The following is a 6,678-nucleotide window of genomic DNA, read 5'->3' as shown; positions in this document are numbered from 1 at the left end:
GTCCGCCACCGCATCGCCCCCATCAGTGCGAACGGGGCGTACCGCCACTTGACGCGGTCGTCGAGCGTCCACGTCGTGGGCGTGCCGTCGTCGAGTTCGTACCAGAACGCGCGGACGACTTTTCCCTCGTCGGGGTCCCAGAAGCCACGGTCCGCCGTCGGCCGGAAGAGGCAGTCCAGCCCGTCGTCGAGGTACGAGCGGTAGTCGAGCGGCGTCGCGCCGACGACGAGGTACGACGCCCAGTCCCAGGCGTCCCGGTCCGAGAGCGTCGCCGAGAGTTCGTCCGCGACGTCGACGAACGGTCCCTGCATCGAGTCCGGCAGGCTGTTGATGAGGCCGTGGACCGGCATCGGGTACTGGAACAACTGGTCGGCCCCGCGGGTCCACCAGTCGGGGGAGACGAGACCCAGCGCGTCCGTGGGCGCGTACGACCGGTTGCGGTGGTCGCTGGCGTACGGCGACCGGGGCGTCGGGACGGTGAACACCAGCAGTCCGTCGTCTCCGACGACCCGGTGGAGTTCGTCGACCAGGGAGCCGACGTCGAGGAACTTCCAGTCGAGGGGACCGACGGAGACGGCTCCCTCGAAGCGGTCGTCGTCGAACGGGAGCGTCGGGAACTCGGGGTCCGTCACCGCGTACTCGTCGACGTCGTCGCCCAGGAGTTCGGTCGCGTACTCGGACGCCTCGTCGGAGAAGTCGACCCGCGTCACGTCGTCGGCGTCCAGCGCCGCCGTGAGACTCGACTCGGACGCGACGTCCAGCACGGACGACTGCGTCCCCAGCCGGTCGAGCGTCGCTTCACGCTCCGCGTCGCGGAGATGCTGAATAATCGGCGAGTCGGGCGGCTGGTTCACCCAGCGTTTGAGAACTGCTTCGCGGTTGCTCATTCAGTCGACTATCGGTCTGGCGTCGTTGTAGTTAAATGTCGGTTATGCGTAATCCGGCGACGGCCACGACACGCGCCACGTCACGTCGTGCCACACCACGTTCGGACGCTCGTTCGACGTCGGACGCCACGCGATGGAACGACGGCCGCGACGAGACGGCCGTCTGAGTCACCGAGGGGAACGACACCCGTCTCGGAGACGCTCCGCCGGGCGGGGGGTCGGCGGCTGGACGCTGCGCGAGCGCGAGTCACAGAGTCGGCAGTCGTCGACGGTTCTCCCGCGGACCCGAGCGGGGCGGAGCGCCCAGTGAGTAACCGTCGCGTCGACGCCGAGCCGTTTAGCCGGTCGACAACACGAGTGTCGACTGTCGCCGACCACTCACGTTCCGCGTCGTCGACGGCGGTTCCCGTCGCGCACGAGAGCAGTTCCCCGAGACGGGAGACGCCGGCGTCTCCACCGGTGAGAGGGGCGGATCCTCACGGCAGAGAGATATTCAGCCCTCGTTAAGACAGTGTTATTCGGGGGTGATGGGCCGGCTCCTTTTCAGCCGGTGAGAGGTATAGACGCTGGTAGGTCGGCCGGCCGTCGGCTGCGCAACCCTTGGTTGAACCAGTCGTTTAGCCGGGTTTCGACCCGACTCCTACGCCTCAGTTCGCACCGCCGTCGGCAGCTTCACCCGTGTTTAAACTATCACTTATCTTAATAGTGAGATTGTTAACAAAGACGGTCGACCACGTGTAACGTGTAGCGGATGTTCGATCTCACTGGATTCCAACGCGACCTGCTGTACGTCATCGCCTCGCTCGACCGGCCGTCCGGACAGGCCGTCAAAGAGCTGTTCGAGGAGGACGTCGGCGAGGTCAACCACGGCCGACTCTACCCCAACCTCGACACGCTCGTGAACCGTTCGCTCGTCTCGAAGGGCCAACTCGACAGACGGACGAACTACTACGAGATTACCGACGAGGGGCTCGAACTGTTGCGCGAACGACGCGAGTGGGAGAACCAGAAGGTAGAGTTCCTCGACTGACACCGCCGCCGTCGAGACGACTGTCGGACCACAGGCCGCCACTGAACGACACGTACATCGAGACCCGGACCTCGAATCTTCTCGCTACCCCAGTGACCGTGCTTCGACACCCCACCCCGGTCACCGCGTATCCGGGAGGCCGCCGGCGTTCGTCACCGACGCACTCACCGCCGTCACCGACGGCGAATCACGAGTTCGGTGCCGACGACGACGACGAGGAGCAGGCCCCACATGGCCAGCGAACGAACCGGGTCGTCGCCGGGGTCCGAGCGGTCGATGACCCGGTGGAACCAGAAGAGGTTCGCGAACGCGGAGTCGTGAACCGCTCGCCAACCGGTCTGCAGGGTCGGGAACCCACCGAGGACGTGGTGGAAGTCCGGCAGCACCGCCCAGAGCGCGCTCGCCGCGACGACGACGGCGCGGTATCGGAAGCCGGGGGCGAGCACGAACAGGACCAGCACCGTCACGGTACCCGCGACACCGATGTGGACTCCCCAGAGGGACACGGCGTCTGTTGGTGACGGAGACGCTTAAGCCGGCCGAGACTCAGTCCTGGCTCACCGACTCGCCACGGTCGGGCCGGTAGCCGCGACTCACCGCCTTCCAGGTGCCCGCGCGGAACCGGCCGTAGTTCACGACCATCGGAACGAGCGTCTCGGCGACGAGCGCGGCCATGAGGCCGAAGACGCCCCACGCGGTCACGGTGCCGGCCCACGCGAGAGGGAGGGCGACGAGGTACAGCCCCGCGAGCGTCGCGACGAACGGGACGCGCGTGTCGCCGGCACCCCGCAGCGTGCCGGTGACGGAGCCGTCGACACCGAGTGCGACGACGCTCACGGCGGCGACACGGACGAACCGTGTCGTCGTCACCAGCCCCTCGCCGTCGACGAACACCCGGGCGATGGGTTCGGCGACGGCGAGGACGACGAGTGCCACCGAGACGTAGACGAGCGCGGAGAGCTTCGTGATCTCCCAGCCGTACGCCGCCGCGGTGGTCTCCTCCCCCCGGCCGAGCGACTGTCCGACGAGCGTCGAGGCAGCGATGGAGAAGCCCCAGCCGAAGCTGTCGAGGAGCGCGCGGACCTGCCGGGCGACGCCGAGGGCGGCGACGACGAGCGGTCCGAACGCGGCCGCGATAGCCAAGAGTGGGAAGACGACCGCGGCCTGTGCGATACGGCGCGCGACGAGCGGCGTCGAGATGGTGACGAGTTGTCTCAACAGGTCGCGGTCGGGGAGCGCGTCGAACCGCACGGGAACGGGGCTGGCACCGCCCGAGTCGCCGCGCGACCAGTACGCCCGCCCCGTCATCCCCCAGGCGAAGGCAGCGGCGACGAAGACGGTCGAGAGCGTCGTTCCGACGGCGGCCCCGGCGACGCCGTACCCCAGGCCGAGGACGAGGCCCGCGCTGAGGACGATGTTGAGCACGGCCCCGGTCGCCCGCAGCGCCATCGGCGTCAGGGTGTCGCCGACGCCCGCGTACGTCCGCGACGCGACGAGGTTGAGCGCCTCGAACAGGAGGCCGGGGGCGACGATGGCGAGGTAGGTCGCGCCGTACGAGAGTGTCCGCGCGTCGTTGCCGAGGAGTTCGACGAGCGGACGCGCACCGGCCGCGAAGAGCGCGACGAGCGGGAGGGCGGCGCCGCCGGCGACGAGGAGACTCGCCTCGACGGCCCGGGCGGCGCGAGGGGAGTCGCCGCCGCCGTAGTTCTGTGAGACGAGCGCGATGGTGCCTCCGGCGAGACCGATGAAGGCGAACTTGCCGACGGTCCAATAGGCGTTCGCGACGGTGAGTCCCGCGACGGCCGTCGGACCGATGGCGAGGCCGACGACGGCGAGGTCGACCGTCCGCTTCGACATGATGGCGAACCCGGTGAGGACGCGCGGCCACGCGAGGTCGGTCGTCTCGCGGAGGCGCGACTCCTCGATGACGCCCAGTCGGGCGAGGAGGCCGGCGACGAGAGCCGCGAGGCGGCGGAGGGCGTTCACAGGCGACTGTTCGAGAGGGGAGGGAAACCGGTTTTCATCCGCCGGTTCGGCGCACACCCGTCCCGGAAGGTCGGGGTGGAGCCGACACGACCGGGGCGACGCCTCCGCCGCGGAGACGACGTCGCCGCAGTCCCGGCGGAACTCTCGTCTGGACCGCGTTCCCGAACGGTGACTCGTTAGAGAGCGACGACGTGGACGTGGAGGGACACCGTCGACACACCGACAGAGCCCTGCTCGGGAGCGGACGCGACACGGACGAGAGCGGACGAGGGGCCGTCCTACCGCGTGAGGAACGCCGCGCCGAGCAGGTACGCGTAACAGAGCGCGCCGCCGAGCGTCAGCGCCTGCCCGAGCGTCGCCAGCGAGGACAGCGAGAGCGTCACCCCACCGGCCTGCGCGAGGAGGCCGCCCGCCAGCGCGAGCACCGAGACGCGGGCGGTGCGGTCGGAGGCGCCCGGGAGGTTGCCCACGGCGGGCGGGTAGAACTGGTAGGCGAGGCCGACGACTGTCAGCCCCAGGAAGCCGAGGAGGTTCACCCGGAGGTGGGCGGTGACGAGTGTCGCCGAGACCGACCCGAAGGCGAACCAGAGGCCGAAGGCGACGCCGAGGACGCCGAACCCGGCGGCGACGAGGACTGTCGAGAGGCCGACGCGACGCCGGGTCGAGCGCCGGAAGAGGAGAGCGACGGCGAGTGCGAAGCCACACACGGCACCGGCTTCGAGGAGCGCACCGACGCGGAACCAGAGACCGCCGCTCAGTCGGGTGGCGAGGAGTGCGGGCCCCGCCGATCCGGCCAAGAGCGTCGCGACGGCGAGCGGCCGGGGGAGCGGCGCGCTGAAGAACCGCGGCAGGAGGCGGAAGCCGAGGGCGAACACCAGGAGAGCGACGGCACCGGCGGCCAGGAGATGCGTCGCGCGCGGCGGGTAGCCGTCGAGGAGCGGCGGGAGACCGGTGTGGGACGCGAGCGTCGCGTACGTCCCGACGAGGAGGTACGAGAACGCGACGGGGACGGTGGCGTTCGCCACCCGGTCGACCGGCCGACGGGCGGCGTTGTGTGCGCCGGTCGCGGTGTCCCCCCCGGAGAGGTTGTAGCGGACGGTCCAGCCCAGCGTCCCGAGGAACACTCCGACGGCGACGGTCCACGCGAGTGCACCGACGGCACCGAGCCACGGGGGCGTCTCACGGAGCGTCGCGACGGCGAGACCACCCGCCCCGGCGACGACGAGCGGGAACCCGACTGCGGGCGCGCGCGGCACCGCCAGCGTCCGGTCGAAGTAGGTCGGGACCAGCGAGTACGCCTTGCCGAACACCATCGGGAAGAGGAAGCCGTAGACGGCCAGCGTCACCTCCGTGCGGCGCGGCACGCCGACGAGGACGCCGGCCTGCCACAGACAGAGCGCGGCGGCGCTGACGAGGGCGTAGCGCCGCGCCCACCGAGAGATGGTTTCCGGGGCCATGGCTACGTGTCGCGGGTCGTGTGAGTCCGTGACGCGTCCGTACGTCGTTCGAACACACACGCCCGCCCCCAAGGACGTTCCGACCCCCGATGGTGACGGCCCCGAACCGGTTCGGGGTCACTGCACGCCGGTCCGCGCACGGACGATGTCTGCCCGGACGCGGTCCGGGTCGGCCGTGACCCGGTCCAGCGCGGCGTCGAGCGTGAGGCCGTCGGTCAGACTCACCAGCTCCGCCGCGAGGTCGACGCCGTCGACGTCGGAGAGCGCACTCGCGAGGTCCGCGTCGGCGCGCGCGAACAGGTCGTCGCGCCTGGGCGGCGCGACGTGGTCCGGTGTGTCGTCGGGTGCCACCGTGTCAGTCCGTGCGGGTGATCGGTGAAAAACTCTCCCCTCCGGCGGTCGGTGGGACGTCTCCGAGGAGTGCGTCGTCGGGAGTGACCGGGGAGACTCCGGACCCGTCGCCGTCGGGGGGCGCGGGCGTCACTCGCTCCTCGTCTCGTCCAAGCAAGGGATTGATAGGGAGCGAGTGGGATACGGTAGCCGATGAAAGCCGTCGTACTCGCTGCGGGGAAGGGGACTCGTCTGCGACCACTCACCGACGACAAACCGAAGGGGATGGTCGAAATCGACGGGAAGCCCATCCTCACTCACTGTCTGAACAAACTCATCGACCTCGGCGCCGAGGAGTTCGTCGTCGTCGTCGGCTACATGAAGGAGAAGATCATCCAGCACTACGGCGACGAGTACGAGGGGATTCCCATCACGTACGCCCACCAGCGCGAGCAGAAGGGGCTGGCGCACGCGCTGCTCACCGTCGAGGACTACATCGACGACGACTTCATGCTCATCCTCGGCGACAACATCTTCAACGCGAACCTCAAGGACGTCGTCCGTCGCCAGCAGGAGGACCGCGCCGACGCGGCGTTCCTCGTCGAGGAGGTCCCGTGGGAGGACGCCTCCCGCTACGGGGTCTGTGACACCAACAAGTACGGCGAAATCGTCGAGGTGATCGAGAAACCCGACGACCCGCCGTCGAACCTCGTGATGACGGGCTTCTACACGTTCACGCCCGCCATCTTCCACGCCTGTCACCTCGTCCAGCCGTCGAACCGCGGCGAGTACGAGATCAGCGAGGCCATCGACCTGCTCATCCGGTCGGGCCGGACCATCGACGCCATCAAACTGGAGGGGTGGCGGATGGACATCGGCTACCCCGAGGACCGCGACGAGGCCGAGCGTCGGCTGAAAGAGGCGCGCGGCGAGGACGTCGAGTAGGATCGATGATGCGGCCGGCGGGGTACCAGTGCTGATACTCGGG

Annotated in this window: 7 protein-coding genes; 2 read left to right on the top strand and 5 right to left on the bottom strand. The window is 69.4% G+C overall.

Annotation, left to right across the window (positions count from 1 at the left end; translation table 11 throughout):
* Positions 1-887: methyltransferase domain-containing protein (locus tag ACESK5_RS11485; protein WP_372911705.1), on the bottom strand; the 887-nt coding region annotated here is incomplete at its 3' end.
* A gap of 751 nt (positions 888-1,638) precedes the next feature.
* On the opposite strand from ACESK5_RS11485, the gene ACESK5_RS11480 reads away from it, so the two are divergent.
* On the top strand, positions 1,639-1,917 hold the full coding sequence (locus ACESK5_RS11480) for a PadR family transcriptional regulator (protein WP_372911704.1): 279 nt from the start codon (positions 1,639-1,641) through the stop codon (positions 1,915-1,917).
* Positions 1,918-2,090: 173 nt separating this feature from the next.
* On the opposite strand, the gene ACESK5_RS11475 is transcribed toward ACESK5_RS11480, so the two are convergent.
* From ACESK5_RS11475 to ACESK5_RS11460, 4 genes are all read right to left on the bottom strand, one after another.
* Entirely contained in the window at positions 2,091-2,423 is a 333-nt protein-coding gene (locus ACESK5_RS11475; RefSeq protein WP_372911703.1) for a hypothetical protein, read from the bottom strand.
* 40 nt (positions 2,424-2,463) lie between these two features.
* Positions 2,464-3,903: an MATE family efflux transporter gene (locus ACESK5_RS11470; RefSeq protein WP_372911702.1), complete on the bottom strand. Its 1,440-nt coding sequence runs from the start codon at positions 3,901-3,903 to the stop codon at positions 2,464-2,466.
* A 278-nt stretch (positions 3,904-4,181) separates the two neighbouring features.
* Positions 4,182-5,360 carry a hypothetical protein gene (locus ACESK5_RS11465; RefSeq protein ID WP_372911701.1) on the bottom strand — a complete coding sequence of 393 codons (1,179 nt, stop codon included), beginning with the start codon at positions 5,358-5,360 and terminating at the stop codon, positions 4,182-4,184.
* Positions 5,361-5,477: 117 nt separating this feature from the next.
* Positions 5,478-5,711, bottom strand: coding sequence for a hypothetical protein (locus ACESK5_RS11460; protein WP_372911700.1), 234 nt, complete (start codon positions 5,709-5,711; stop codon positions 5,478-5,480).
* Positions 5,712-5,903: 192 nt separating this feature from the next.
* Here ACESK5_RS11460 and aglF point away from each other — a divergent pair, with 192 nt between their 5' ends.
* A complete protein-coding gene (gene aglF, locus ACESK5_RS11455) occupies positions 5,904-6,635 on the top strand; it encodes a UTP--glucose-1-phosphate uridylyltransferase AglF (RefSeq protein WP_372911699.1) in 732 nt (243 codons plus the stop codon).
* The last annotated feature ends 43 nt before the right edge of the window (positions 6,636-6,678 follow it).

Source organism: Salinigranum sp. (assembly GCF_041641895.1).
Taxonomy (GTDB): domain Archaea; phylum Halobacteriota; class Halobacteria; order Halobacteriales; family Haloferacaceae; genus Salinigranum.
Note: the sequence above shows the minus strand (reverse complement) of the source record. Positions and strands in the feature narration are given on the sequence as shown.

Excerpts from the sequence above, each read along its gene's own strand:
- ACESK5_RS11465 (WP_372911701.1), bottom strand. The coding sequence starts at position 5,360 with ATGGCCCCGGAAACCATCTCTCGGTGGGCGCGGCGCTACGCCCTCGTC.
- ACESK5_RS11480 (WP_372911704.1), top strand. The coding sequence starts at position 1,639 with ATGTTCGATCTCACTGGATTCCAACGCGACCTGCTGTACGTCATCGCC.
- aglF (WP_372911699.1), top strand. The coding sequence starts at position 5,904 with ATGAAAGCCGTCGTACTCGCTGCGGGGAAGGGGACTCGTCTGCGACCA.